We start from the raw sequence: 25,908 nt of genomic DNA, 5'->3' as shown, positions 1-25,908 counted from the left end.
CCCGTATCAGGTCGTGGCCGGGGGGTCGGCAGGTTCGTCCGGAGCGGCGCGCATACGGTGCGCGCGGGTCAGCGCACACATCGCGCCACTCCGCCCTGCCCGCTTCCGAGGGCGCCGCTGCCGACGCGGCCGCCCTCCTTCGCGAACGTGGAGAAGTAGTCGAGGGGCTTCATGTCAGAAGTCCCACCCGTCGTCGTCGGCCTCGTCCTTGACCGGCTCCGGTGAGGCGAAGGATTCGCCGACCATGCCCGCGGTCAACGTGGTGCCGTCGCTGGGGTCGATCAGGATGAAGGAACCGGTGCGGCGGGAGTCGGCGTAGGAGTCGACGGGCAGCGGCTCGGCGGTACGGATCTTCACGCGGCCGATGTCGTTGGCGACGAGCTGTCCGGGGTGCGGGTGCAGGGACAGGTCGTCGAGGGTGAGCCGGGACGGGATGTCCTTCACGATCGCCTTGACCGTGCGGGTGCCGTGCTTGAGCAGCACCCGGTGGCCGACGGTCAGCGCGGCGTCGGCGACGTGGCAGACGGTGGCCTCGATGTCCTGTGTCGTCGCGGGCGCGTCCTTGGCCGGGACGATCAGGTCACCGCGTGAGATGTCGATGTCGTCCTCCAGCAGGAGGGTCACCGACTGGGTGGTCCAGGCGATGTCGACCGGCTCGCCCAGCAGGTCGATGCCGGAGATCTTCGAGGTACGGCCCGACGGCAGCACCGTCACCGACTCGCCGACCCGGAACGAACCGGCGGCGATCTGTCCGGCGTAGCCGCGGTAGTCGGGGTGCTCGGCGCTCTGCGGCCGGATCACGTACTGCACGGGCAGCCGTGCGTGGCAGTGGCTCAGGTCGTGGCTGACCGGCACGGTCTCCAGGTGCTCCAGGAACGTCGGGCCGCCGTACCAGTCCATGTTCGCCGACGGGTCCACCACGTTGTCACCGGCCAGCGCCGAGATCGGGATCGCGGTGATCTCCGGAACACCCAGCTCCAGCGCATACGCCGTGAACTCCTCGGCGATCGCGGCGAACACCGACTCCTGGTAGTCGACCAGGTCCATCTTGTTGACGGCGAGGACCACGTGGGGAACCCGCAGCAGCGCGGCGATCGCGGCGTGCCGGCGGGTCTGCTCGACCACCCCGTTTCGGGCGTCGACGAGGATCACCGTCAGCTCGGCGGTGGAGGCGCCGGTGACCATGTTGCGGGTGTACTGCACGTGGCCGGGGGTGTCGGCGAGGATGAACCGGCGCCGGGGGGTGGCGAAGTAGCGGTAGGCCACGTCGATGGTGATGCCCTGCTCCCGCTCGGCGCGCAGGCCGTCGGTGAGGAGCGCGAGGTCGGGGGCGTCCTGGCCGCGGTTGCGGGAGGCGTGCTCCACGGCCTCCAGCTGGTCGGTCAGCACCGACTTGGAGTCGTGCAGCAGGCGTCCGACGAGAGTCGACTTGCCGTCGTCGACGGAACCGGCCGTCGCGAACCGCAGCAGGGTGGTGGCCGAGAGCTCCTCGGTCGTGATCGTACTCATGCTTAGAAGTACCCCTCGCGCTTACGGTCTTCCATCGCGGCCTCGGACATCTTGTCGTCGGCACGCGTCGCGCCACGCTCCGTCAGCCGTGACGCGGCGATCTCGGTGATCACCTGCTCCAGGGTCACCGCGTCCGAATCCACGGCGCCGGTGCAGGACATGTCGCCGACGGTGCGGTAGCGGATGAGCCGCTTCTCGACGGTCTCGCCGTCCTTCGGCCCGCCCCACTCGCCGGCGGTCAGCCACATGCCGTTGCGGGCGAACACGTCGCGCTCGTGCGCGAAGTAGATGTCCGGCAGCTCGATGCCCTCGCGGGCGATGTACTGCCACACGTCCAGCTCGGTCCAGTTCGACAGCGGGAACACGCGGACGTGTTCGCCGGGCGCGTGTCGGCCGTTGTACAGGTTCCACAGCTCGGGCCGCTGGCGGCGCGGGTCCCACTGGGAGAACTCGTCCCGCAGCGAGAAGACGCGCTCCTTGGCCCGTGCCTTCTCCTCGTCCCGGCGCCCGCCGCCGAAGACCGCGTCGAACCTCTCGCTCTGGATCTTCTCCGTCAGCGGCACCGTCTGCAGCGGATTCCGTGTCCCGTCGGGACGTTCGCGCAGCACACCCCGGTCGATGTAGTCCTGCACCGACGCGACGTGCAGCCGCAGGTTGTGCTTCTCGACCGTGCGGTCGCGGTACTCGATGACCTCGGGGAAGTTGTGTCCGGTGTCGACATGCAGCAGCGTGAACGGGACCGCCGCGGGAGCGAACGCCTTCAGCGCCAGGTGCAGCATGACGATGGAGTCCTTGCCGCCGGAGAACAGGATCACCGGCCGCTCGAACTCACCCGCCACCTCACGGAAGATGTGGACGGCCTCGGACTCCAGCGCGTCCAGGTGGGAGAGGGCGTACGGGGAGTCCGTACCGTCCTCGCCTCCCTTGACCGTGGCAACGGTCGTCGTCATGCCAGTCCCCTCTCGGTGAGCAGCGCGTGGACCGCGCCCGCGGATTCCTGGACGGTCTGGTTCTGGGACTCGATGCGCAGATCGGGCGACTCGGGTGCCTCGTACGGGTCGTCGACCCCGGTCAGGCCCGTCAGCTCGCCCGCGGCCTGCTTGGCGTACAGGCCCTTCACATCGCGTACGGAGCACACGTCGACCGGCGTGGCCACGTGCACCTCGAGGTACGCCGTCCCGCCCTCCTGGTGACGCTTGCGTACGGCCTCGCGGCTGTCGGCGTAGGGCGCGATCACGGGGACGAGCGCCTTCACGCCGTTACGGGCGAGCAGTTCGGCCAGGAAGCCGATGCGCTGCACGTTGGTGTGCCGGTCCTCGCGGCTGAAGCCGAGGCCCGCCGAGATGAACTCGCGGATCTCGTCGCCGTCGAGCACCTCGACGCGGTGGCCCTCCGTGCGGAGCCGGTCGGCCAGTTCGTAGGCGATGGTGGTCTTGCCGGCGCTCGGCAGACCCGTGAGCCAGACGGTGGCTCCGCTCGTCACGTGGTTCTCCCCACTCGCAGGAAACGTAGAAAGCTCAGTCATGGGTCAGCCGTGCAGCCCGCACTCGGTCTTGGAACGGCCCGCCCAGCGGCCGGCGCGCGCGTCCTCGCCCTCAAGGACCCGGCGGGTGCAGGGGGCGCATCCGACAGAGGCGTAACCGTCCATCAGCAGCGGGTTGGTCAGGACACCGTGTTCGGCGACATACGCGTCCACGTCGTCCTGGGTCCAGCGGGCGATCGGGGAGATCTTCACCTTCCGGCGCTTCTCGTCCCAGCCGACGACCGGGGTGTTCGCCCGGGTCGGCGACTCGTCGCGGCGCAGCCCGGTCGCCCAGGCCACATAGTCCTTCAGGCCCCGCTCCAGCGGCTCGATCTTGCGCAGCTTGCAGCACAGGTCGGGATCGCGGTCGTGCAGCTTGGGCCCGTACTGCGCGTCCTGCTCGGCGACCGTCTGACGCGGGGTGAGCGTGATGACGTTGACGTCCATCACGGCCTCGACCGCGTCGCGGGTGCCGATGGTCTCCTCGAAGTGATAGCCGGTGTCCAGGAACACGACGTCGACGCCGGGCATCGCGCGTGAGGCGAGGTGGGCGACCACCGCGTCCTCCATCGACGACGTCACGCAGAAGCGCTTGCCGAAGGTGTCGGCCGCCCACTGGAGGATCTCCAGCGCGGAGGCGTCCTCCAGGTCATGGCCTGCCTGCTCGGCGAGCGCCTTGAGATCCTCTGTCGTGCGCTCTTCCTGAATCGCGGTCATATCTCCTCTCCCCCTGCGTCGTTGTGCTGAAGGCCCCGGGAGAGCAGCCCGAGGAACTTCAGCTGGAATGCGCGGTTGCACGCCGCGCATTCCCATGCGCCGTGGCCCTGCTCGCTCGGCCGCAGGTCCTCGTCGCCGCAGTAGGGGCAGTAGAAGGGGGCGGCCCGCTCGCTCATGACAGGGCCTCCTCGGAGGCGCGGGTGACCCAGGCGGCGAAGCGCTCGCCGTCCTCGCGCTCGTCCTGGAAGCGCTTGAGGACCCGCTCGACGTAGTCGGGCAGTTCGTCGGACGTGACCTTCAGGCCACGCACCTTGCGCCCGAACCCGGCCTGCAGACCGAGCGCGCCGCCCAGGTGCACCTGGTAGCCCTCGACCTGCTCGCCCTCGTCGTTCAGGACCAGCTGCCCCTTGAGACCGATGTCCGCGACCTGGATACGGGCGCAGGCGTTCGGGCAGCCGTTGAGGTTGATGGTGATCGGCTCGTCGAAGTCCGGGATCCGGCGCTCCAGCTCGTCGATCAGCGCGGCACCGCGCGCCTTGGTCTCGACGATGGCGAGCTTGCAGTACTCGATGCCGGTGCAGGCCATGGTGCCGCGCCGGAAGGAGGACGGCCGGGCCGTCAGGTCCAGCGCCTCCAGGGCCTCGACCAGCGGCTCGACCTGCGCCTCCTCGACGTCGAGGACGATCATCTTCTGCTCGACGGTGGTCCGCACCCGGCCGGAGCCGTGCGCCTCCGCCACTTCGGCGATCTTCGTCAGCGTGGCACCGTCGACGCGGCCGACGCGCGGCGCGAAACCGACGTAGAAACGGCCGTCCTTCTGCCGGTGCACCCCGACGTGGTCACGCCAGCGCTCCGTCGGCTCGGCCGGCGCGGGGCCGTCGACGAGCTTGCGCTCGAGGTACTCGTCCTCCAGGATCTGGCGGAACTTCTCCGGGCCCCAGTCGGCGACGAGGAACTTCAGACGGGCGCGCGTACGCAGGCGCCGGTAGCCGTAGTCCCGGAAGATGCCGATCACGCCCGCCCAGGCCTCCGGCACCTCCTCCAGCGGCACCCAGGCGCCGAGCCGGACGCCGATCTTCGGGTTGGTGGACAGGCCGCCGCCGACCCACAGGTCGAAGCCGGGGCCGTGCTCGGGGTGCTCGACACCGACGAACGCCACGTCGTTGATCTCGTGGACGACGTCGAGGAGCGGGGACCCGGAGATCGCCGTCTTGAACTTGCGGGGCAGGTTGGAGAATTCCTTGCTGCCGATGTAGCGGTCGTGGATCTCGTCGATCGCCCAGCTGCCGTCGATGATCTCGTCCTCGGCGATACCGGCGACCGGCGAGCCGATGACGACGCGCGGGCAGTCGCCGCAGGCCTCGGTGGTGGACAGTCCGACGGCCTCCAGCCGGTCCCAGATCTCCGGCACGTCCTCGATGCGGATCCAGTGCAGCTGGATGTTCTGCCGGTCGGTGATGTCCGCGCTGCCGCGCGCGAACTCCTCCGAGATCTCGCCGATCACTCGCAGCTGCTGCGTGGTGAGACGGCCGCCGTCGATCCGGACGCGCAGCATGAAGTACTTGTCGTCCAGCTCCTCCGGCTCCAGGATCGCGGTCTTGCCGCCGTCGATCCCGGGCTTGCGCTGGGTGTACAGACCCCACCAGCGCATACGTCCGCGGAGGTCGTTGGGGTCGATCGAGTCGAAGCCGCGCTTCGAGTAGATCGTCTCAATGCGTGTCCGCACATTGAGACCGTCGTCGTCCTTCTTGAACTGTTCGTTGCCGTTGAGCGGGGTGAAGTGTCCCGCGGCCCACTGGCCCTCACCGCGGTGACGGCTCACCTTGCGGCGGGGAGTCGCGGCGGCAGGCTTCTGCGGGGTGGCGGCCATGGTGGTTACGTCCTTCGGGACAGGCGGGAATGCGGCTCTGACCTGCGCGTACGGGCGCATGGGCATACGTGCGCGGCGTTGCGCGGGAATGAAGCTGAAAGAGGGAGATGTCGGGCGCTGCGAGGCGGTCAGCGCACCGGACAGATGGCGCTGGACATGCGGCCGAGGTCGACGTGCCGCCGACTCACCAAGGCAATTCCAGTTCCAGACATGACGGAAGCGTGGCATGGCGATCTGGACACAGTCCAGCTTCGTCCGACATGCGGACACCCTTGTCCCGTAGAGTGAGACAAGGGTGTCGTCGGTCACATGGCCCGTATCGGCCGTTTCTGCCCAGCTCAGCCAGGGTACGCCCCGGGCCACGGTCCGGGCGTGGCCGCCTCGGTCTCCTCCTCGACCTTGGTGTCGAAGAGCGTGAAGCCGCGGCGCAGGTAGTTGTCCATGGCGTGCTCCCCGTCCTTGCTGCAGGTGTGCAGCCACACCCGCTTCGTCCGGTCCAGCTCCGGCCGGCGTTCCGCCAGGTCCCAGGCGCGGGCCGCGCCGTACGCCAGCAGATGCCCACCGATGCGCCGCCCGCGGAAGGCCGGAATCAGGCCGAAGTAGACGATCTCCACGACCCCGTCGTCCTGTGCCTCCAGCTCCACGTACCCCGCCGGCGTCCCACGGTCGTAGGCGACCCATGTCTCGACACCCGGACGCTCCAGATGCTCCTGCCACTGCGCGTACGTCCAGCCGAGCCGGTCGATCCACCGGATGTCCCCGCCCACGGACGCGTACAGAAACCGGCTGAACTCGGGAGAGGGAACTTCGGCCCGCACGATCCGCACATCTCCGTCCGGGGCGGCGGCCGGGAGGAGGTCTGCGGGGGAGTTCTGCTCCAGGGACCAGGTGGTCACGGGGATGTTGGTCATGACGGCCAGGGAATCATCCGGGTGGCGGGTCTGTCGATCGGCGTCCGCCCGGGCCGCCGGTGCCGGACGGCTAACCCAGTGCCTCGTCGATCGACTCCAGCGGCACCGCGAACAGCGTCCGGCCCGACTGGGACCAGACCTCGCCGGTTGCCTCCCAGTAGGACAGGGGACCGGCCTCGGCGCCCCAGCAGCGGGGGGCGCTCTCCGAGCCGCAGCGCGTTGCCTCCGCTCCCTCGGTGTCCTGGCGCCAGAGACTGCCGTGGCGGTCCGTGGGGGCCGGGGCGCGGCCCAGATACCAGTCGGAGCGGTCCGCGCCGGTCGCCCGGTGCGAGAGGACCCCCTCGATGCCGGAGGCCTCCGTCTCGTACGCCTCGACCGTGCGCACGGCTCCGGTGGCGTCGACGGCCGGCAGGCCGGGGCGGGCCGGGTCCTTGCTGAAGTCGTAGCGCCACAGGCGGGCGGGCCGGTCGCTGTCGGCGGCGGTCCACTCGCTCGCGACCAGGCTGTCGGGTGCCGTGCTGCGGTCCAGGGAGATGCCGCCGAGGCGCGGGGCGGCGCTCCCGCCGGTCAGACGGTACGAGCCGACGGCCGGCAGGACGAAGCGGTAGCCGTGGGCCGACCAGCCCTCGTCCACGCGGCCCACCGCGGCGCTGTCGACCGTGGTGCGCTGGACGCGGTTCATGTCGTACACGTACAGCCCGTCGGAGGCCGTGACCAGCAGCTTGTCCTGGTACCAGACCATCCCGGAGAGGCGGGAGCTCAGGGCGCGGTAGTCGCGGCCACCGTCCACCGGGACGACGAGGAGGGCCGACGCGTACCTCAGGCGGGCCAGGTCGTTCGCGTCGACGAAGGAGACCCGGGCGAGGCCCCGGTCGGCGCTGCCCTGGCTCCAGCCGGAGAGCAGCACCCTGTTGTCGTTCCACCAGCCGTCGTCGTCGGCGTCCCCGGAGGTGGTGACCGCCCCCGCCCGCCAGGCCCGGGTGTCGGCGGCGTCCCAGCAGTACGTGCGCGTGGCCGTCGGCGCGACCGGCAGCGCGGTGCGCTGGGCGGCCGTACAGCCGTCGGCGCGGCGCAGGCTGTGGTCGGCGGTTTCCAGGACGGCACGGACACCGACCGGCTTGCCCATCCCGGCGGCGAGTTCGTCGAGGGTGGACTGCGGCACCGGCTGCTCCTGGAGGCGGAGCGCGCGGGTGTCGGCGGCCCTGGTGAGAGGCTCCAGCGCCCCGGGGTTGTCACCGACCGTGGCCTGCGAGGCGCTGATCATCGTGGCGGCTGCGGTGAGCGCGAGGGCGGTTCCGGCGAGGAACGCGCGCACGGCACGGCCCTGCTTGCGTCGACGGTGTCTGCCGCGGTGCTTCATCAAACCTCCCGAGGCGGGCCAACTGCGGCCATTGGTCCGTGTGTTGACCAAAGGAGCAGGTGGGGCGGCCCGTACAGGGATGCTACGGCAGTTGGGCACGCTTGCGGACTAAGACGCCGTAAATATGCGGAAGACACACGCCAGTCAGGGCAGATCGGCCGAGATCCGCCCACGCACCACCGCCGGAGCCGTCGAATACGGCAGCAGATCGCGCGGCTCGTCCGGCAGCAGCACCTCGACCTCGGCGTCCTCGCGGAAGCGGTACGGCCGGTGCTCCAGAAAGCCCCCGAGATAGCGCCGTACCCGCGACATCTCGGCACGCACCGTCACCGTACGGCCCTGGTCGCCGAACACGTCCTCCGCCAGCCCCGCCGCGCTGCGGCCGGCCCGGTGCACGGCCAGCAGATAGAGCAACTCGGCGTGCCGGGGACTCAGTTCATGGCTCCAGGAGCCCGCGCTGCCGGACACCGTCACCGACCAGCGGCGCGGCTGTGTCAGGTCCAGCGCGATCCGCGTCGCCCCGGGCGGCACCGGCTCGTCGGAGTCCCGCAGCAGCCAGCCGCCCGCCAGCGGCTCCACCGAGCACAGGCCGAGCGGCGGCAGCCACCGTCGGCCCGGCGACAGGGACTTGGGCAGCGTGATCCGGTTCGCGTACGGCATCCGGCTCACCGCGGCGGTCCAGCCGTCCCGGTCCACCACCAGGGCCCGCCCGGGCAGCCGCGCCAGCACCGGGGCCGCCACCGCGCGCAACCGCTCCAGCGAGGTCAGATGCAGCTCCCGCAGCCGGGCCTCGGCGAGCTTGGCCACCGAGTCGACCCACGCGAGCGTGGCCGGATGCATGGTCTCCAGCGGCCCGCTGACGTCCACCACGCCGATCAGCCGGCCGTCCCGCGGATCCGTGAGGGGGGCGCCGGTGCAGGTCCACGAGGTCTGGGAGCGCTGGAAGTGCTCGGAGGCGAAGACCTGCACGGGCCGGCGCACCACCGCGGGAGTGCCCACCCCGTTCGTGCCGACGACGCTCTCCCGCCAGTCGGCGCCGAGTTCGAACCCGAGGCTGTCGGCCTTGCGCAGCACGGAGGAGTTGCCCTCCCGCCACAGCACCCGGCCCTCGTCGTCGGCGACGACCATGATGTGGTGGGCGATGTCCGCGACCGCCAGCAGACCCTCGCGCAGCACCGGCAGGACATGCTTGAGCGCGGTGGTCTCCCGGCGCCGCTGCACCTCCTCGCGGGACAGCAGACCGGACCGGGCGTCGTGGTCCGGGTCGACACCGCTGCGCAGCATGCGGTCCCAGGACTGCTCGATCACCGGGCGCGGCGCGACGGGAGCGCGCTGTCCGGCGAGCGTGGCGGCGCGGACCTCGCTGAGGACCCGCGCGGCCCGCCCGGAGTCCACGACGGCCAGCTGTGTCACGTCCGTCGGCGAGAGCGCCAAGGGTCCCTCCCGGTTCGACTCGTCCACGTTTTGACTGTGTGTCTCATAGTGCCGCCCGACGCTCGCGGAGGCACACACTCCGCACACAGTCGCCAACAAGTTGCAACCCCTTGCAACCCTGGTGGACCGCTCTGGCCTGATTGAGACTTGAGCAACGCCGTCCCGAGCGGCGTTCGTGGCCTCGAACGGGCCGAGCGCAGGGGTGGTGCCGTGTCGGCGCAGCACCACCCCTGTCTCCGACGGTTGGGCCGTGTTCGCGACAGGGGGTGCGGCCTTCTGTGCGTCGGCGGCTGCGGGTTCGTTGTGGCTGGTCGCGCCCACGCGGCGGAGCCGCATGTCGATACGGCCCCGCGCCCCTCGATCAGGCCTGCGGCCTGGACCGATCCACGATCGACGCCAGGTCCAGGGTGTGTGGCAGCGTGCCGAAGGCCGCGCCGCCGTCGCCGCCCAACCGTGAGGCGCAGAAGGCGTCGGCGACCTCAGGTGGTGCGTAGCGGACCAGCAGCGAGCCCTGCAGGACCAGTGCGAGTCGCTCCGTCAGGCGGCGGGCGCGGGCCTCGATGCCGTCCAGATCGGCCAGTTCGGTCAGCAGGCCCTTGATCGCCGCGTCCAGCCGGTGATCGGCGCCGCGTGCCTTGCCGACCTCCTGGAGATAGGCGTTGAACGCCGCCGGCTCCCGCTGCAACGCCCGTAGCACGTCCAGCGCCTGGACGTTGCCCGCCCCCTCCCAGATCGAGTTCAGCGGCGACTCGCGCACCAGCCGGGGCATCCCCGACTCCTCGACGTACCCGTTGCCGCCCAGGCACTCGGACGCCTCGACCGTCAGTGGCGTACACCGCTTGGTCACCCAGTACTTGGCGGTCGGCACCGCGATCCGCAGCAGCGCCCGCTCCTGCTCTCCGCCGTCGTCGTAAGCGGCCGCGAGGCGCAGTGCGAGGGTGGTCGCCGCCTCGGACTCGACGGCCAGGTCGGCCAGGACGTTGCGCATGAGCGGCTTGTCGACGAGCTTCCCGCCGAACGCCTCGCGGTGCGTGCAGTGGTGGACCGCCTGCGCGACCGCCTGCCGCATCAGCCCCGCCGAGCCCAGTACACAGTCGAGCCGGGTCGCGGCCACCATCTCGATGATGGTGCGCACCCCGCGCCCCTCCTCACCGACCCGGCGCGCCCACGTCCCGTCGAACTCGACCTCGCTGGAGGCGTTCGAGCGGTTCCCCAGCTTGTCCTTGAGCCGCTGGATGCGGAATACGTTGCGCGTGCCGTCCTCCAGGACGCGCGGGACCAGGAGACAGGTGAGACCGCCCGGCGCCTGCGCCAGCACGAGGAACCCGTCCGACATGGGTGCCGAGCAGAACCACTTGTGCCCGGTCAGCTCGTACGACTCGCCGTCGGGGAGGGGACGCGCGGCCGTCGTGTTGGCGCGTACGTCGCTGCCGCCCTGCTTCTCCGTCATGCCCATCCCGAACAGGGCCCCGGCCTTGAGCCGGGCCGGCCGCAGCTCACGGTCGTAGATCATGGACGTCAGCCGCGGTTCCCACACGGCGGCGAGGTCGGGGTCGGTGCGCAGGGCCGGGACCGCCGCGTGGGTCATGGACAGCGGGCAGCAGTTGCCGGCCTCGATCTGCGTCCACAGCAGGAACGCGGCCGCCCGCCGCACATGCCCGCCCGGCCGCACCCAGGCCGCGGTCAGGCCCGCCGCGACGCCCTTGCCGAGCAGCCGGTGCCAGGACGGATGGAAGTCGACCTCGTCGATGCGGTGGCCGAAGCGGTCGTGGGTGCGCAGCGTCGGCGGGTGCTCGTTGGCCAGCGCACCCCACTCCTGCACCTGCGCCGATCCACAGGACTTGCCGAGCCCCGACAGCTCGCCCCGGACCTCGTCCAGCAGCTCGGGGGCGAGATGACGTTCGACGGCCGAGCTCAGGGCCTGATCGGCGGTGTAGGCGTCGTAGCCGACCAGGGGCGGGGGCTGGTTGGTCACGGTGTGCGTGCTGCCTGCCATGGGTGTGAACCTACCCCTCCGTAGAACGGTGATATCCACCCTGACACGGCACCGGCGCGCACGATCGGGCAGGTGGCGAGGGCGTGCACCCGGCGCCGCGATGAGTGCGCCCCCGTACGGCGGATACCTTTAGGTCGTGCAGCCAGCAAGTGAATCCCCCCAGCGGCCCTCCGGCCGTCTCCATCGGGCGCGTGCCCTCTATCGGAACGTGTCGAAGCGCAGGACCGCCTGGCTGTTGCTCAAGGACACCGTCAATTCCTGCATCGAGTACCGCATCCTGGGGCTCGCGGCCGAGGCGGCGTTCTTCACGCTGCTGTCCGTGCCGCCGCTCCTCCTCAGCCTCATCGGCCTCCTCGGTTACGTCGACGACTGGACCGGCACCGACACCATCACCAGCCTGGAGACCAACCTCCTGGAGGCCTCCCGCACCGTCCTGTCCGACAAGGGCGTGCGCCAGATCGCCCAGCCGATCCTGGACGACGTGATGAACGGCGGCCGACCCGACGTGATCTCCGTCGGCTTCCTGTTCGCCCTGTGGTCGGGGTCGCGCGCGGTGAACGTCTTCATAGACACGATCACCGTGATGTACGGGCTCGACGGCGTCCGCGGCATCGTCAAGACCCGGCTGGTGGCGTTCCTGCTGTTCCTCGCGGCGCTGCTGATCGGCTCGGTGGCGCTGCCGCTGATGGTGGCGGGGCCGGACGCGGTGGTGCGGATCGTGCCGTGGTCGGAGACCTTGGTGCAGGTCCTGTACTGGCCGGTAGTGATCGTCCTGTCGATCGCGTTCCTGACGACGCTGTACCACGTGTCCGTGCCGGTCCGCTCACCCTGGATCGAGGACGTGCCCGGCGCGCTGGTCGCCCTCGGCATGTGGGTGCTGGGCAGCTTCCTGCTGCGCATCTACCTGACGAGCACCATCGAGGGGGCGTCGATCTACGGCTCGCTGGCCGCCGCCGTCGCCGTCATGCTGTGGATCGGTGTGTCCGCGTTCGCCGTGCTCGTCGGGGCCGCGGTCAACGCGGCCATCGACCGGGTCTGGCCGGCCGCCGCGACGGCCGCGGCCCGCGCCGCGAACGAGCGGATGCGCGAGGCCCAGGTCGCCGAGTACGTGGCCCGGCACGCCGCGAACCGGGAGCAGGACCCCGACGACCCGGACATGCCGTCGGAGTTCCCCGAACGCTGGTCCCGCTTCCTGCCGCCGGAGGACCTGTCGTCGCGGCTGCGGACGCATGTGAAGAGCACTCACACGCATCCGCCGCACAAGCCGGAGGACTGACCGGACCGAAAGGCAGGCGCGAAGGGCAGGGCTTCAGGCCTTCCACGCCCCCGCCGCCGCGGCCTCCCGCACGAAGTCGGAGAAGTCGCGCGGCGCACGGCCGAGCACCTCGCGGACGTCGTCCGTCAGATGGGCGTTGCGGCCGTCCATGAGGGTCTCGAAGACCTCGACCAGGAGCTCCGCCTCCTCGGCCGGCACACCGAAACCCGTCAGGGCCTCGCCATAGGCCGCTGTCGGCACCGGCGTGTACGTGATCGTGCTGCCCGTCGCCTCGGAAATCTCCGCGACCGCCTCCCGCCACGACAACAGCCGCGGCCCGGTCAGCTCCAGCGTCCGGCCCACGTGGCCGTCGCCCGAGGTCAGCACGGCCGTCACCACGTCCGCGATGTCGCGCACGTCGATGAACGGCTCCTTCACCTCGCCCGCCGGGAAGACCAGCTCCCCGTGGACCATGCCCTCCACCAGCGGTCCCTCGCTGAAGTTCTGTGCGAACCACGTGGCCCGTACGATCGTCCAGTCCGCGCCGGACGATGTGAGCGCCTCCTCGGTCGGCAGCGCCTGGTCCTCACCGCGCGCCGACAGCAGAACCAGCCGCCGTACGCCGAGCCCCACCGCCTCCCGCGCGAGCGCGCCGACACCCTCGGCCGCCGCCGGGGAGCCGACGTCGGACGGGTACATCAGATACGCCGCGTCCGCGTCGCGCAGGGTCTCCGCCCACGTCGTCGGGTTCTCCCAGTCGAAGCCCTGCGCCCGGGAGGCGGCCCGTACCGTCAGCCCGGCCCCGCGCGCCGCTTCCGCCACCCGGCTCCCGGTACGACCCGAGGCACCGGTCACCACTACCGTCATCCGCTGCGTGTTCGCCTTGTCGGCTGCGTTTTCCGTCATGCTTCAAGTCAACGGGTGCGCGCCTCAACAGCCCATCGCTGAACGGCTCATTCCCATGCGCGGGCGTCTACGCTGAGCTCATGGACGCTCTGGCCGGCCTTCTGGAGGGCCCACGCGCGCGTGGCGCCTTCATGATCCGCGCGTGTTTCGAGCCGCCGTGGGCCATCCGCGTCGAGGACCGCGCCCCGCTCACCGTCATGGTCATGGTCCGCGGCGACGCCTGGGTGATCCCGGACCAGGGCGAGCGAAGCGAGATGGGGGTCCCCCCGGCCGAAGGCTGGGGGAGGCTCCGGCTGCGCCCCGGCGACCTCGCCATCGCCCGCGGCCCGGACCCCTACGTCTGCGCCGACGACCCCGGCACCGCACCCCAGGCCCTGATCCTGCCGGGCGCCGAATGCCGCTACCCCGACGGACGCTCCCTCAACGGCTCGATGGACCTCGACGTGCGCACCTGGGGCGACCGGCTCGACGGTTCGGCCGTGATGCTGATCGGCACGTATCTGTGGCAGGGCGAGGTCAGCGGGCGGCTGCTGAACGCGCTGCCGCCGCTGCTGGCCCTCACCGCGGACGTGTGGGACTGCCCCCTCACTCCCTATCTCCTGGAGGAGATCGTCCGCGACGAGCCCGGCCAGGAAGTCGTCCTGGACCGGCTGCTCGACCTGCTGGTCATCGCCGCGCTCAGGGCCTGGTTCTCCCGCCCGGAGGCGGCGACCCCGGCCTGGTACGCGGCGCTCGCCGACCCCGTGGTCGGCCGCGTGCTGCGGCTCGTCCAGGACGACCCCGCGCACCCCTGGACGGTCGCCATCCTGGCCACGAAGGCGGGGGTGTCCCGGGCCGCGCTCGCCCGGCGCTTCACCGAACTGGTGGGCGAGCCACCGATGACGTACCTGACGGGCTGGCGGCTCGCGCTCGCGGCGGATGCGCTGCGTGACACCGACGACACGCTCGAAGCGATTGCGCGGCGCGTTGGGTACGGGAGCGCGTTTGCGTTGTCCAGTGCGTTCAAGAGGGTCTACGGGGTGAGTCCGCAGGAGCATCGGGGTTGAGCGGGCCGCGCCCCCGGAGGGGCGCTTACGCTGGCGTATGTGTATGAGGAGAGGGCGTCCCGGCTGCCCGGTGCCGTCGTCTGGACGAACGCCTCGTCCGACACCGGCGCGGGGCGTGTCCTGCCCGACGGGTGCATGGACCTGTTGTGGCACGAGGGACGGCTGCTCGTCGCGGGGCCCGACACACGCGCCTACGTCATGGAAAGGGAGCCCAGTACCTGGGCCGGCGTCCGCTTCTGTCCCGGCGCTGCGCCCGCCCTCCTCGGCGTGCCCGCGCACGAGCTGCGTGACCGGCGCGTGGAGCTCGCCGACCTGTGGCCGGCTGCGGAGGTACGGCTCCTGCGCGGACGTATCGAGGCGGCGGCCGACCCCGTGACCGCGCTGGAGGAGGTTGCGCTGGAGTGCGCGGCCGTCGCGGAGCCGCCGGACCCTGTCCTGGGGCGGATCGTCAAGGCGCTGGACGCGGGCCACCCCGTCTCCGCCACCGCCGACCAACTCGGCCTGGGCGCACGCCAGTTGCACCGTCGTTGCCTGGCCGCCTTCGGGTACGGCCCCAAGACGCTGGGCCGGATCCTGCGGCTGCAACGCGCGCTCGCGCTGGGGCGGGACGGTGTCGCGTTCGCCGATACGGCCGTCCGGGCGGGGTATGCCGATCAGGCTCATCTGGCCCGGGACGTCAAGGAGTTGGCGGGCGTACCGCTCGGCGAGCTACTCGGCCGGAGCGGCGGCTAGCGGCGCGAAGAGGTCGACGCCGTTGCCGTCCGGGTCCTGGACGGAGGCGTACCGCTGGCCCCAGAAGGCGTCCCACGGCTTGAGCTCGCCGTGATAACCGGCGCCGACCATGTCCTCGTACACCGCGTCGACCTCCGCAGGACCCTCGCACCGCAGGGCGAGCGAGTGACGGCCGCTGCCCGTGGGCGGCTGCCACTCCGGGAGGAAGGACCGCACCGTCTCCTCGGTGTCGAGCAGCAGCCGCAGCCCGCCCGGCAGATCGGCCTCGGCGTGCGGCTCGGTCTCGGCGCCCGTGGGGAACGCGAACCCGAGGCGGCGGTAGAAGGTGACTGAGGCGGCCATGTCGGAGACGACCAGGCCGATGGCATCGAATCGTGCAGTCATGCGGCCACCGTAGGCACGCCGGCGCCGGCGGGTCTTGAAGGAATCGGACACCTCAGTCGAAGGTCACCGGCCCCAGAAGCGTGTCCACCGTGAAAGTGATCCCCACCGGGCCCGTCGTGAGGTCGAGGTCCGTGCCGAGGGCCGACAGCAGGGGCCGGATCTCGTCCGGCTCGGGGGCGGTCGCGGACAGGGACAGCAGCGGGGTGCTGGGCAGGTCCGAGGCGGTGGGGTGGACCGTGGCGCTCCAGTCGATGAGGAAGGGGACGAGGCCGGAGGGGTGGGCGTCGTCGCCGTCGGTGAGCCGCCATTCCAGGAGGGTGCCGTCGGGTCTGAGGCGGCTCATCGACTGCGCCGGGCCGGGATCGTAGCCCTGGGCCCGGGCGCCGGCGATGGCGGCGTCCAGGTCTGGCGGGCTGATCGCCCAGGTGACCGTGCGCGGGACGGCGAGCGCGTCGACCGTGAAGGGGCGGGGCGCGCCGGGCGCGGACTGCTCGGGGTCCGGGCCGATGATCTCCAGGTAGCTCATATCGCCCAGCGACACCAGGTAGTTGCGGGTGCCGAGCCCGACGTGCACGCCGCCCGGGGCTGGGGTCACGCCGGTGCGCCGGGCGAAGTCGGCGACCGTGGCGGACAGGTCGGGCGTCACGAGGACGAGATGGTCAAGGAGCGCGGGAATGGCGTTCATCGCAGCCGAGGCTACGCAGAGCTGCGCACGATATGGAACACCTGTGCGCCAGGCGGAAGGCGGGGCTCACTCGTCGTGGATGATCTGGCCGTCCTCCAGCAGAGTCGGATGGATCTTCATGGGCCCGTACTCGTCCACGTCGGACGGGCGCGGCGGCTCCGGCCCGTCGGGGCCCGTCCGGACCAGGCGCTCGGCGCGGCAGATCCGGAACTCCCGGCCCGCCACCCGCGCCTCGTCGGCGCGCTCCAGCGCCCGGAACTCCTCGGCGGCCTTGGCGTAGAGGGCCTTCGTCGCGTCGTCGAACCGGTACAGCATGGGCCACATCTCGGCCATCGCGTCGTACAGCACCCGGCGGGCTTCATGCGCGGTGGGCTGGAGCGCGAGAGCCGGCTCCCAGCCGGTCCGTTCGCGCTCGACGACGCCGAAGCAGGCGGGCAGCAGCACGATCCGCGGATGTGTGAGCACGGCCCGCTCCGAGTCCCGGCGGACGTCGGCGGGGAAGCGTACGCCCCGGTACGCGAAGTCCCGCAGCCCCGCCCGCATGGCGCCCGCCATCGGGCCGTCGTCCACCTGGTCCGGGTCGAGGACGAGGTCCAGGTCGGGGGAGGGGGTGTGGTCGGCGCGCGGGTCCCAGGTCCGTTCGGCGGGCTCCGGGTCGGTGGGCCGGGGCGGCTCCAGCCGGTTGCTGTCGTCGCAGCGCGTGAACTCGTCCCCGCGCACGATCCGGTAGCGGACTCCGCACGCCTCGACCTCGTTCACCGGCCTCCGGCTCAACACGTCCACAGCCGCGAGGAGTTCACGTCGGACGGCGGGATCGTCCGTATCGTCCTTCGCCCGGAACCACAGATGGGTGTTCAGCGTGTCCCGGCAGATCTGCGGCATCCCGTTCACCACCGGCTTCAGCACCCGCCACTCGGGCCCTGCCGACGGATCCTGCACGGCGACCCCGAACACCGGCCCACGCAGGGCGAACCCCGGATAGCGCAACGAGGCGTCCACCGCGTAGGCCTCCCGCACCCAGGCGGCGGGATCGTCGCGGCGGACCAACTCCTCGTGGAGCGCGTGGATCTGTTGCTGCCAGTCATGGGCCATGCACGCATTGTCGCCGGATCGGGGCTGTGTGCGGGGGTGAAGAGGCCCAACAGCCCGGGTTGTTGGGCCGCTAGGCTCGCCCGTATGTCCGTGCGACTGCTCGTCTGCACCCGCACCACCGCCTACCGGCACGCGTCCATCCCGGCCGGCGTCGAAGCCGTACGCACCATCGGTGACTTCGAAGTCGACCACACGGAGGACCCCACGGCCTTCGAGCAACCCCTCGACGGATACGCGGCCGTCGTATTCCTCTCCACCAGCGGCGAGGTGCTCACCCCCGCCGGGCGAGAACGGCTCGCCGCGTACGTCGACGCGGGCGGAGGCTTCGTCGGGGTGCACGCGGCGGCCTGCACCGAGTACGACTGGCCGTACTACGGCGAGCTGTTGGGCGCCCGGTTCGACCGGCACCCCGACCACCAGCCGGGCAAGGCGGTCGTCGAGGACCGCGAGCACCCGGCCACCCGGCACCTGCCCGCCGTATGGGACTTCGTCGACGAGTGGTACGACTTCCGCACCAACCCCCGTGCCACGGTACGGGTGTTGGCGTGCGCCGACGAGTCGTCGTACGACGGAGGCGGCATGGGCGGGGACCACCCGCTGGTGTGGTGCCGCGACCAGGGATCCGGCCGCGCCTTCTACACGGCACTCGGCCACGCGCCCGAGGCCTACGAGGACCCCGACTTCCGCGCCCACCTCCTCGGCGGGATCAACTGGGCGGCGGGACTGGACTAGAGCACGCAAAGTCCGGGGTCGTCCACGGCGTCGAACCCCGGCGCGTTCGTTGCGCGCCGGGGTTCGACTCGTGATGCTGCCGCTACGGCGTCAGGACGCGCTGCGCCGCCTGGGAAGGGCGCGGAACTGAGGGCCGTAGGTGCCGGGGACGTAGGGGTTGCGGGTCTCCATCAGTTCCACGGCGGGCCGCTCCAGGCCGTGCATGGCGTGGATGGCCGTGCCCAGGGTGCGGTGGCCGCCGCCGGCCCAGGCCGCGTCGAGGCCGTCCAGCACGGTGCTGTAGGTGGCGTCGAACTGGTGCAGGAGTTGGCGGACCCGGGCCGGCGGGTTGGGCCAGCCGCCGACCGGGATCGGGGCCATGGGGCGTACGTCGGGGAAGGGCACGGGCGCGCCGACGTACTGCCAGCCGTCGTCCGTCCGGCGCAGCTCCCGGCCGTGGTAGATCTCCCCGAAGGCGTAGTAGTGCGCGGGGTGGTCGTCCTCGAAGGAAGCGGACGGGGAGCTGGTGGTGCCCTCGCCCTGCTCCATGATGATCCGGATGGCCTGCTCGACGTGGTCGAGGTTCTCGATCGGAGACAGATCGTCGGAGAAGACGTACTGGCACAGCTGCCCCCGAACCGACAGTTCCGGCCGCACCGTCCGGAACGCGTTCAGCAGCCCCTCGTAGAACTCGCCGACGGTGGGGGAGGCCTGCACGCTCCGGACGAGCGATTCCTCGGGGGCCTCGATCGCCATCATCACATCGCGCACGAAGGCCTTGGTGAGGCCCGACAGGTAGACGTGCACTCCGGCACGGACACCGCCGGGCAGCGGCCCCGGGTAGATGGGTGCGGCGGCCTTGATCTGCGGTCTTCCGCCCACGGCCACGAGCAGGTTGCAGGTGATGCCGAGGTGGTACATCTCGTCGCCGACGATGCGCTGGATCAGCCGCGCGACCTCACTGCGGCGGTCCTTGACGGACCACAAGCCGCAGAAGTAGGGCGGGATGGTGGCGAGTTCCAGTCCGACGGCGACCTGAAGGGCCGACCTGATCCAGTCGACTCCGCGGCCTTCCTGGGGGACGGCCAGCAGCCGCGCCACGGACCCGAGGGCGGGCGCCGCAAGCGCACCGCCTGCCGCGGGTGCGGCGGCCTGCGCGGGACCGGCGACCGCGACCGCGGCCGGGGTGCCGCTCGCCAACGCGGCCGATGCCAGGAAACTCCTGCGCCTGAACGGGGCAACCGTCTGCCTGTCCGGCTCTTCGCTCATACCCGTCACTCTCGACTCTCGCCTCAGCTCATCGCCATGGCCCCGCCTCGGCTCGATGCCCTGGGGGACGGGACCCTCGGACAGCTCGCGAAGCTAGCAACGATCAACGTCGCCACCAGGGCGGACGGGCCGGGCGGCGCATCAACCACCCTGTCGGTCCAACGCGATCAGGGTCGGCACGGCGCCGGAGAACCGCTCAGTGCGGGTGGGCGTCGACGGTCCTGTCGCCGGCCTCGCGTACCGCGATCCGGGCGAGTTTCGTCAGCATCATGCCGCTGCGGATCCGGACGAGATAGTCGACGGGGAGCCCGTGCATGCGGACGCCGGGACCCCGCAGGGCATGCCAGTCGAGGATGAAGAGGGTGTTCTCGCCCCAGGGGATCAGCCGCATGGCGATGCGGGCCGCGCCGAACGGATCCGCCTTCGCCTCCAGCTCCAGACGGCGCTCCGGTTCACAGATCCGCACGACGCACGTGTCGTCCAGGACCGCGGGGCCGACGCCGACCCGGACCTGCAGACGGGCGCCCACGGCGGGCCAGTGCGGGTCCGCGGCGAGGATCTGCCGGGTGCCCGACACCCACTCCCCGTAGCGATGGCCGTCGGACAGCAGGCTCCAGACCTTGGACGGCGAGCTCAGGATCAGACGGCGGTTCCGGGCCACACCGACCACGCTCCTTCTGGAAGATCCTGAGCTGCTCGACCTGGCCTTCGACGCTAGCGGCCCCGGACACCCCCAGCACCCGTAGTGGGGGCCCGCCCGGCCAACCAGGTGAAGGACTCAGCGGGACGGCCCGCACGGCCCCGCCGTGCTCGCCCGCTCCACCAGACGCGTCGACAACTCCGTCCGTGTGCTCTCCGGCCGTTCCCCGTCCATCATGCGCACCAGCAGGTGCAACGCCGTCGCCGCCATCTCCGACAGCGGCTGGCGGATCGTGGTGAGGGCCGGGGCGATCCAGCGGGCCTCCGCCAGATCGTCGAAGCCGACGACGCTCATGCCGTCGGGCACGCTCAACCCGCGCTCCGCCAGCGCCTCGTAGACACCGAGGCTCATCCGGTCGGAGCAGACGAAGACCGCCGTCGGCGGCTCCGGCAGGTCGAGGAGCTCCAGCATCCGGCGGCGGGCGAGACCCTCGTCGAAGCCCGCGTGCCGGACGTACTCGGGACGATGCCGCACCCCGGCCGAGGCGAGCGCCGAGCGGTAGCCGGCCACCCGGGCGGTGCTGCACATCTTGCGCTGATGACCGGCGATCACGCCGATCCGCTCATGTCCCAGCGCCAGCAGATGCTCGGTGGCGAGGACGCCGCCGTGCCAGTTCGCCGCGCCCACCGACACCACGCCCGGCGGCGGATCCAGCACCGGGTCGATCATCACGAACGGGACGCGGTGCTGCTCCAGCCACGCGTACTGCGACGCCGTCAGCTCGGCCAGGTTGAACAGCACCCCAGACGAGCCCCGCGCGATGAGCTTGTCCAGCCAGCCGCGCTCCGGACGGCCGCCCCGCGTCCGGGTCAGCCCGGCCGAGACCACCACCTCCAGGCCCGCGTCGTGGGCCGCCGCCTCCACTCCGTGCAGCACCGCGCCCGACCAGGAGCTGTCCAGCGAGTGCACGACGAGGTCGACCAGGCCCGGCGTCTTCGCCGCGTCGAAGCGCGGTCTGCGGACATAGCCGAGCCGGTCCAGTGCCTCGGTGACTCGGCGACGGGTCTCGGGGGCCACGTCCTCCCGGCCGTTGACCACCTTGGACGCGGTGGGCACGGACACCCCGGCCTCACGGGCCACGACCGCCAGGGTAGGACCGGCCGCCACGCTCGCACCGCCCGTACGGACCATCGGGAACCACCTCTCCGGCCCGCCCGAGGGCCCTGAAAAGTTTCGACCAGCGCGGAAATAGTAAGCGCTTCCTACCCTAGGTTCGCCGCGATGAGTCCGGAAGAGGCCGGAGTTCGAAGGACTTCACGGACGACGGCTTTCGAAACTTCGAACGCGCCCGGCGTCACCAGCAGGTGAGAAGGAATCCCGTGAAGTCGGCCGTGAACGCGGAGTCGACGGGATCCACCGCATGCGGGCCCAACGCCGGGCATGCCTCAGGTCGGTGGGCGCCCTCCGCCACCGCCCTCAAGCCACCCGCCCCAAATCACCCTCCCGAACTTCATGCACGAACCCCTCACCCCTCACCACCCGCTCCAACTCCTCCACCACGATCCGCCCGAGCCGCTCCAGCTCGTTCCCGAGCGACCCGGCGATGTGAGGGGTCAGGAAGACGTTGGGCAGGTGATAGAGCGGCGACCGCGCAGGCAACGGCTCCGGCTCGGTGACGTCGAGCACCGCGTGCAGCCGCCCGGAGACAAGCTCGTCCGTGAGCGCCGCGGGATCGACCAACGCCCCCCGCGAGGTGTTGATCAGTACGCCCCCGTCCCGGATCAGCCCCAGCCGCTTCCCGTCGAGCATCCGGTACGTCTCGGGGATGTCCGGCGCATGCAGGCTGACGATGTCGCTGCGCCGCAGGAGGTCGTCCAGCGACAGCAGTTCGGCGCCCAGTCCGGCGGCCTCGGCGGCGCCGACGTACGGATCGTGCAGCAGCACCGTGAAGTCGAACGGCTGCAGCAACTCCAGCAGGCGTCTGCCGACCCGCGACGCCCCGATGACACCGACCCGGCGGCCGACGTTGCCGGTCGCGGCGGTCTCGCGATGCGTCGGGTAGGCATGGGTGCTGCGAAAACGTTCCCGATGGCCGAAGGTGTCCTTCCCGGCGAGCAGGATCATCGCCAGCGTGTACTCCGCGACCGGCAGCGCGTTGCCGGTCACCGCGCTGGAGACGGTGACACCGGCCTTCCACAGCGCGTCGCCGACCAGCGAGCGGACCGAGCCGGCGGCGTGCAGTACCGCGCGCAGTCCGGGAGCGGCGGTGAGGGCGTCGGTGTCGAGGTGGGGGCAGCCCCAGCCGGTGATGAGCACCTCGGTCCGGGCGAGGACCCCGGCCGCTGCCGGGTCGGTGAAGTCCCGTACGACGAGTGTGGGGTCGATCTCGGCGGCCTGCCGCAGCCGGGCCATGAGCGGTGGCGGGAACAGCAGGGGGAGGTGCGCCGGATCCATCGCGAACACGGCCCTCAAGGGGTGCGGGCTGGGCATGACTCTCCTGAGGCGCCGAGTTGAGCACTGAGTTGAGACACTGGGTGACGCTTGAAGGACATCGCTTCAGAAAGCGCCTTCTACCGTAAATCCGGTCGTTGGACCGGTCAATCGGTGAGGTGAGGAGCGCAGCCCTCAGCCCTGGACCGGCAACCGGTTCCAGGGCGGCCGGTTCAAGGTTCGGCGACGCCCGCCACCACGTGGGCCCCATGGTCTGCTCGCGCAACCAACTGGGCCGCCGCAGGGCCGAGTTCGACGAGGCGAGCATCACCCACAGCTGATCCCCCACGGATTGGAGATGCGCGATCTGCTTCTCGGTCGCCCCCCGAGGACGGCTGCGGTGACTACGGCTCCGACAGCGGCGGCTTCGACCAGCTCGGCTTCGGCACCCTGATGTACGCCAAGGAGCCGTGTCCACCGAATAGCCCTCACAACCCGTCGTGCGCCGGAATATCGGGCCACAATGAGTTGCTCTGATCTTCACGGTGCACGAGCGCGGTGAGGAGGCTGGTGGACGTATGACGGCAGTCCAGGCAGACCCCGTGGTGAGCACGCCCTACGGTGCCGTACGGGGCCGGTACGAAGACGGCGTCGCGGTGTTCCGGGGCATTCCCTACGCGGCGCCGCCGTTCGGCCCGCACCGGTTTCGGCCGCCCGTGCCGCCGGAACCCTGGGACGGTGTGCGCGAGGCCGCGGACTTCGGTCCGACGCCGCCCAAGCCGCCGTACTCCGAGGCCTTTGCGCAGTACCTTTCCGACCCCGTCGTGCCCGGCGACGACTGTCTCAACCTCAACGTCTGGACCCCCGAGCCCGGCCCGGCCGCCCGGCTCCCGGTCATGGTGTGGCTGCACGGCGGCGCCCTGACCCGCGGTTCCTCGGGCGTGCCCGTGTACGACGGCCGGCCCTTCGCCCGCGACGGCGTCGTCCTCGTGTCCGTCAACTACCGACTGGGCGTCGAGGGCTACGGCTACTTCCCGGACGCCCCCGCCAACCCCGGCCTGCGCGACCAGCTGGCGGCCCTGGAGTGGGTGCACGCCTCGATCGGGGCGTTCGGCGGCGACCCCGGCCGCATCACCCTGTTCGGCCAGTCCGCGGGCGCGATCAGCATCGGCGCGCTGCTCGCCGCCCCGCAGGCGCAGGGCCTGGTCCGGCGGGCGATCCTGCAGAGCGGGCCGCCCGAGGCCGCCGAGCGGGACAAGGTCCGGCGGATGGTGCGCCGGATGGCCAACCGGCTGAAGATCCCCGCCACCGCCGCGGCCTTCGCCGACGTCGACCGCGAGCTGCTCCTGCGCACCCAGGCCGACGTGGGCCGGCTCAGCAGCCCCGTGGTGGGCGGGCCCGCCTTCGGGATCGTCGTCGACGGTGACGTCGTCCCCCAGGACCCCCTGGAAGCGCTCACGGAGGGTGACGCCGCCTCAGGCGTCGACCTGATGATGGGCTGGACCCGCGACGAGTACCGGCTGTGGCTGGTGCCCGGCGGGCTCCTGGAGCGGGTCGACCGGCTCGGCGCGGTCGCCCTGGCCGGCGCCATGGCCCGCTGCCACGTCGGCGCCGACGTGCCCCGCGGCTACCGCGCCCTGCACCCCGAGGCCGGCACCGGCGAGATCGTCGGCCAGATGGTCACCGACCACCTGCTGCGCGGGCCCCTGCACCGCCTGGCCGACGCCCGCCCCGGATCGTCGTACGTGTACGAGTTCGCCTGGCCCTCCACCCTCCCCGACCTCGGCGCCTGCCACGCGCTGGAGCTCGGCTTCGTCTTCGACACCGGGGACGTCCCCGAGTCCCGCAAGCTGGCCGGCGAAGGAGCCCCGCAGGAGCTGGCCCACGAGATGCACCAAGCGTGGGTGCGGTTCGCGGTGGACGGCGACCCGGGGTGGCAGACCTGGGACGACTCGCACCCGGTGCGGATCTTCGGCGACGGCGAGACCCGCACCGCGCTCGGCCCCCGCGACCCCGAGCTCGCCCTGTGGGCCACGGCCGCCCCGCCCGAGATCACACCCGCATCGGCCCTCGCCGACGGTCCGCCCGCGCGCGGCACGGAGATGCGATCGGTCGTACGGCGGCTTCGGCTGCCCGGCGCGGTCCGCCGCCACTGACACGACGGCACCGCCGCCCGGACCCGCCTTCTTCCCGCCCGCCACTCCTCCACCGCGGAGACCGAGTCCCGCACCACACGGCAACGCGATGGCAACCGGTTCCCGGCCGGAGGCCGGCAAGGGGAGAGAGGCGGGACGAGGTCCTGCGCGGGAGATGACCGCCGCCGGACGCGGTGGGGGCCGCGGTCGTGGTGCGTGCCGGGGCCCGCCACCGCCCCTTCTCCCGGCACCAAGGGCGGGAGCTCGACGTGTCGGGGCCGTGGGCCGGGCCACGCGAGCCCCAGTTCGCGGGCCGTGTCACGTAGGCGAACTGCGCCCCTCGGCCGGCCCCACCGCTGCCGCCACGGTCCGTTACCGCGCGGCCGACAAGGTTCGTGCGATCGAGCCGATCGCCTCCGGGCCCACCCGGCAGCACCCGCCGATCAGCCGTGCGCCCGATGCCCGCCAGGCCTCGACCTGCTCGGCGTCGAAGCCGGCCTCGCCGGACCAGGCCCGGGCCTGCGCGTCCCAGGCCTCGCCGCTGTTCGGGTAGACCACGACCGGCTTGCCCGTGACGCGGGCCGCGGTCTCGACGGCGCTCTCCACGTCCTCCGGCGCGCAGCAGTTCACGCCGACCGCGATCACGGCGTCGGCGTCGGCGGCCAGGGCGAATGCCTCCTCCAGCGGCTGCCCGGCGCGGGTGCGGTCACCGGCGACGGAGTACGACAGCCAGGCCGGCACACCGAGTCCGCGCACCGCCCGCAGCAGCGCCTCGGCCTCGTCGGAGTCCGGGACCGTCTCCAGCGCCAGTACGTCGGGCTGTGCCCCGGCCAGCACCTCGAGGCGGGGCCGATGGAAGCGCTCCAACTCGTCGACGCTCAGCCCGTACCTCCCCCGGTACTCGGAGCCGTCCGCCAGCATCGCCCCGTACGGTCCGACGGACGCCGCCACCCACAGCGGCCGCGCGACGCCCCTGCCCCGCGCCTGCCGAACCGCCTCGCGCGCCAACTCCACGCTCAGGGCGAGCAGTTCGGCCGCCCGGCCCCGCTCGATCCCGCGCCTCGCGAACCCCTCGAAGGTGGCCTGGTAGCTCGACGTGATCGCCACGTCCGCCCCCGCCTCGAAGTAGGCGAGATGCGCCTCGGTGATCGCCTCGGGCCGCTCCGCGAGCAGCCGTGCCGACCACAGCTCGTCGCTCAGGTCGTGCCCGGCGGCCTCGAGCTGGTTGGACATCCCGCCGTCGAGCACGACGGTCCCGGCGGCGAGGGCTTCGGCGAGGGTGATGGTGCTGGTCATGAAGACGA

The 25,908-nt window shown here is 71.6% G+C and carries 25 protein-coding genes; 5 read left to right on the top strand and 20 right to left on the bottom strand.

Annotated elements, in window-relative coordinates; genetic code table 11:
- Positions 1-174 precede the first annotated feature (174 nt).
- From OG331_RS13680 to OG331_RS13630, 11 genes are all read right to left on the bottom strand, one after another.
- Complete coding sequence (locus OG331_RS13680) at positions 175-1,509, bottom strand: sulfate adenylyltransferase subunit 1 (RefSeq protein WP_406195649.1); 1,335 nt, start codon at positions 1,507-1,509, stop codon at positions 175-177.
- Between the two features lie 2 nt (positions 1,510-1,511).
- Positions 1,512-2,459 (bottom strand): sulfate adenylyltransferase subunit CysD, encoded by a 948-nt coding sequence (cysD, locus tag OG331_RS13675; RefSeq protein WP_406195646.1) that lies wholly within the window; start codon positions 2,457-2,459, stop codon positions 1,512-1,514.
- Positions 2,456-3,034, bottom strand: coding sequence for an adenylyl-sulfate kinase (gene cysC, locus OG331_RS13670; RefSeq protein WP_406195643.1), 579 nt, complete (start codon positions 3,032-3,034; stop codon positions 2,456-2,458). The genes cysD and cysC overlap by 4 nt, the downstream gene beginning before the upstream one ends.
- A 3-nt stretch (positions 3,035-3,037) precedes the next feature.
- Entirely contained in the window at positions 3,038-3,748 is a 711-nt protein-coding gene (locus OG331_RS13665) for a phosphoadenylyl-sulfate reductase (RefSeq protein WP_406195641.1), read from the bottom strand.
- Entirely contained in the window at positions 3,745-3,924 is a 180-nt protein-coding gene (locus OG331_RS13660) for a hypothetical protein (protein WP_362387184.1), read from the bottom strand. The genes OG331_RS13665 and OG331_RS13660 overlap by 4 nt, the downstream gene beginning before the upstream one ends.
- Positions 3,921-5,618 (bottom strand): nitrite/sulfite reductase, encoded by a 1,698-nt coding sequence (locus tag OG331_RS13655; protein WP_363031630.1) that lies wholly within the window; start codon positions 5,616-5,618, stop codon positions 3,921-3,923. The genes OG331_RS13660 and OG331_RS13655 overlap by 4 nt, the downstream gene beginning before the upstream one ends.
- Before the next feature lie 128 nt (positions 5,619-5,746).
- Positions 5,747-5,830 carry a putative leader peptide gene (locus tag OG331_RS13650; RefSeq protein ID WP_349817346.1) on the bottom strand — a complete coding sequence of 28 codons (84 nt, stop codon included), beginning with the start codon at positions 5,828-5,830 and terminating at the stop codon, positions 5,747-5,749.
- 126 nt (positions 5,831-5,956) lie between these two features.
- Positions 5,957-6,529, bottom strand: a complete 573-nt coding sequence (locus OG331_RS13645; protein ID WP_362387187.1) for a GNAT family N-acetyltransferase — start codon at positions 6,527-6,529, stop codon at positions 5,957-5,959.
- A 70-nt stretch (positions 6,530-6,599) separates the two neighbouring features.
- Positions 6,600-7,889, bottom strand: a complete 1,290-nt coding sequence (locus OG331_RS13640; protein ID WP_406195638.1) for a hypothetical protein — start codon at positions 7,887-7,889, stop codon at positions 6,600-6,602.
- Positions 7,890-8,033: 144 nt separating this feature from the next.
- A complete protein-coding gene (locus OG331_RS13635) occupies positions 8,034-9,323 on the bottom strand; it encodes a GAF domain-containing protein (protein ID WP_406209998.1) in 1,290 nt (429 codons plus the stop codon).
- Positions 9,324-9,684: 361 nt separating this feature from the next.
- The gene (locus OG331_RS13630; protein ID WP_406195635.1) at positions 9,685-11,319 is read right to left on the bottom strand and encodes an acyl-CoA dehydrogenase family protein; all 1,635 of its coding nucleotides are present in this window, start codon (positions 11,317-11,319) and stop codon (positions 9,685-9,687) included.
- 136 nt (positions 11,320-11,455) lie between these two features.
- Here OG331_RS13630 and OG331_RS13625 point away from each other — a divergent pair, with 136 nt between their 5' ends.
- Complete coding sequence (locus tag OG331_RS13625; protein WP_406195633.1) at positions 11,456-12,595, top strand: YihY/virulence factor BrkB family protein; 1,140 nt, start codon at positions 11,456-11,458, stop codon at positions 12,593-12,595.
- Between the two features lie 33 nt (positions 12,596-12,628).
- Here the strand turns inward: OG331_RS13625 and OG331_RS13620 are convergent, their stop codons facing one another.
- Positions 12,629-13,480, bottom strand: coding sequence for an NAD(P)H-binding protein (locus tag OG331_RS13620; RefSeq protein WP_406195631.1), 852 nt, complete (start codon positions 13,478-13,480; stop codon positions 12,629-12,631).
- Between the two features lie 80 nt (positions 13,481-13,560).
- Here OG331_RS13620 and OG331_RS13615 point away from each other — a divergent pair, with 80 nt between their 5' ends.
- Together OG331_RS13615 and OG331_RS13610 are read left to right on the top strand one after the other, a co-directional pair.
- Positions 13,561-14,526, top strand: coding sequence for an AraC family transcriptional regulator (locus OG331_RS13615; protein WP_406195629.1), 966 nt, complete (start codon positions 13,561-13,563; stop codon positions 14,524-14,526).
- A 39-nt stretch (positions 14,527-14,565) separates the two neighbouring features.
- On the top strand, positions 14,566-15,258 hold the full coding sequence (locus OG331_RS13610) for a DUF6597 domain-containing transcriptional factor (RefSeq protein ID WP_406195627.1): 693 nt from the start codon (positions 14,566-14,568) through the stop codon (positions 15,256-15,258).
- On the opposite strand, the gene OG331_RS13605 is transcribed toward OG331_RS13610, so the two are convergent.
- From OG331_RS13605 to OG331_RS13595, 3 genes are all read right to left on the bottom strand, one after another.
- Positions 15,235-15,642 (bottom strand): VOC family protein, encoded by a 408-nt coding sequence (locus OG331_RS13605; protein ID WP_406195624.1) that lies wholly within the window; start codon positions 15,640-15,642, stop codon positions 15,235-15,237. The genes OG331_RS13610 and OG331_RS13605 overlap by 24 nt on opposite strands.
- Positions 15,643-15,694: 52 nt before the next feature.
- Positions 15,695-16,327 (bottom strand): VOC family protein, encoded by a 633-nt coding sequence (locus tag OG331_RS13600; RefSeq protein WP_406195621.1) that lies wholly within the window; start codon positions 16,325-16,327, stop codon positions 15,695-15,697.
- 66 nt (positions 16,328-16,393) lie between these two features.
- The gene (locus OG331_RS13595; RefSeq protein WP_406195618.1) at positions 16,394-17,419 is read right to left on the bottom strand and encodes a DUF5954 family protein; all 1,026 of its coding nucleotides are present in this window, start codon (positions 17,417-17,419) and stop codon (positions 16,394-16,396) included.
- Between the two features lie 84 nt (positions 17,420-17,503).
- On the opposite strand from OG331_RS13595, the gene OG331_RS13590 reads away from it, so the two are divergent.
- Entirely contained in the window at positions 17,504-18,151 is a 648-nt protein-coding gene (locus tag OG331_RS13590) for a ThuA domain-containing protein (protein ID WP_406195615.1), read from the top strand.
- Positions 18,152-18,241: 90 nt separating this feature from the next.
- Here the strand turns inward: OG331_RS13590 and OG331_RS13585 are convergent, their stop codons facing one another.
- The 4 genes from OG331_RS13585 to OG331_RS13570 all read right to left on the bottom strand — a co-directional run bounded on the left by OG331_RS13585 (position 18,242) and on the right by OG331_RS13570 (position 22,529).
- On the bottom strand, positions 18,242-19,399 hold the full coding sequence (locus OG331_RS13585; protein ID WP_406195613.1) for a ferritin-like protein: 1,158 nt from the start codon (positions 19,397-19,399) through the stop codon (positions 18,242-18,244).
- 196 nt (positions 19,400-19,595) lie between these two features.
- On the bottom strand, positions 19,596-20,060 hold the full coding sequence (locus tag OG331_RS13580) for an SRPBCC family protein (RefSeq protein ID WP_406195611.1): 465 nt from the start codon (positions 20,058-20,060) through the stop codon (positions 19,596-19,598).
- 117 nt (positions 20,061-20,177) lie between these two features.
- A complete protein-coding gene (locus tag OG331_RS13575) occupies positions 20,178-21,230 on the bottom strand; it encodes a LacI family DNA-binding transcriptional regulator (RefSeq protein WP_406195609.1) in 1,053 nt (350 codons plus the stop codon).
- A gap of 285 nt (positions 21,231-21,515) precedes the next feature.
- Positions 21,516-22,529, bottom strand: coding sequence for a hydroxyacid dehydrogenase (locus tag OG331_RS13570; protein ID WP_406195607.1), 1,014 nt, complete (start codon positions 22,527-22,529; stop codon positions 21,516-21,518).
- A gap of 518 nt (positions 22,530-23,047) precedes the next feature.
- Here OG331_RS13570 and OG331_RS13565 point away from each other — a divergent pair.
- Positions 23,048-24,625 carry a carboxylesterase/lipase family protein gene (locus OG331_RS13565; RefSeq protein WP_406195605.1) on the top strand — a complete coding sequence of 526 codons (1,578 nt, stop codon included), beginning with the start codon at positions 23,048-23,050 and terminating at the stop codon, positions 24,623-24,625.
- A 351-nt stretch (positions 24,626-24,976) separates the two neighbouring features.
- Here OG331_RS13565 and mmuM read toward each other — a convergent pair whose 3' ends face one another.
- Positions 24,977-25,900 (bottom strand): homocysteine S-methyltransferase, encoded by a 924-nt coding sequence (gene mmuM, locus OG331_RS13560; RefSeq protein WP_406195602.1) that lies wholly within the window; start codon positions 25,898-25,900, stop codon positions 24,977-24,979.
- Positions 25,901-25,908 lie beyond the last annotated feature (8 nt).

The organism is Streptomyces sp. NBC_01017 (assembly GCF_045162795.1).
GTDB lineage: Bacteria > Actinomycetota > Actinomycetes > Streptomycetales > Streptomycetaceae > Streptomyces > Streptomyces machairae.
This window is presented reverse-complemented; position numbering and strand designations above follow the sequence as displayed.